Annotated in this window: 1 pseudogene; it reads right to left on the minus strand. The window is 75.5% G+C overall.

The window, feature by feature from the left end:
• A pseudogene (locus A5697_RS28005) lies at nucleotides 1-817 on the minus strand (hypothetical protein); the annotation flags it as partial.

An 817-nucleotide genomic window follows, 5' to 3' on the forward strand; every position in this document is an offset into this window, starting at 1 on the left:
GCCCGAACCGCCAGCCTCACCGCCGCCGGCGCCCCCGCCGGTGGTGGTCACCACGCAGGCACCACCGGTCTGGCCGGGGGACGGCGGAGGCGGCGCGGGGGCGGGCGGCTGCGCCGCCGGCGGTGCGCTCGGCGGTGCGGCCGGCACCTGCTTGGCCGGGGTGGCGACGCTGACCCGCGGGTTTGGTGGCTCGGTAGATCCCGGCCGATCGGAGGCCAGCGAAAACAGCACCACACCGGCCACCACGGCGGTGATCCCGGCCAGCGCGCTGCCGGCGAGGAACATGGGCCTGCGCCTGCGCGGGGGCACGTCGTCCTCGTCGGGGACGGCGCTGTAGGCCAGCGCGTCGGCGGTCGTGTTGCCCCATACGTCCAGGTACGTCGGGCCGATCGGTCGGGGACTCACTTCCCCGGTGCCCGGGTCGAGCGCGTATGCCAGGGCCGCCGTGGACGAGGCGAACAGCGGCGCGTTCGCCGACGCCAGCGCCGCTCCACGGGCCAGCGCCATCTCCGGCTCCTCCGGAGCGGTCACCACGAGCGGGGTCGCGGCCTCGAGCGCGGGCTTGATCCCCACGATGTCCGTGCCGCAGCCCACCAGGAAGGCGCCGTCCGCCCGCGCCCCCCGCGAGTTGAGACCGGCCAGCATCGTCGCCAACTCGGCGGCGAGCGGTTCTTGCCGGGCGTCCGCCAGCTGCCGGCGGTGCAGGTCGACGATGGAACCGTCGGTGACGTCGACGACGGCCAGCGTCGCGGTCTCGGGCTCCACGAACAGCATCGCGATGTGTGCGTAGTCCAGGGCGGACCCGACCGTCTGGGCC

This window comes from Mycobacterium sp. E3251 (assembly GCF_001666835.1).
GTDB lineage: Bacteria > Actinomycetota > Actinomycetes > Mycobacteriales > Mycobacteriaceae > Mycobacterium.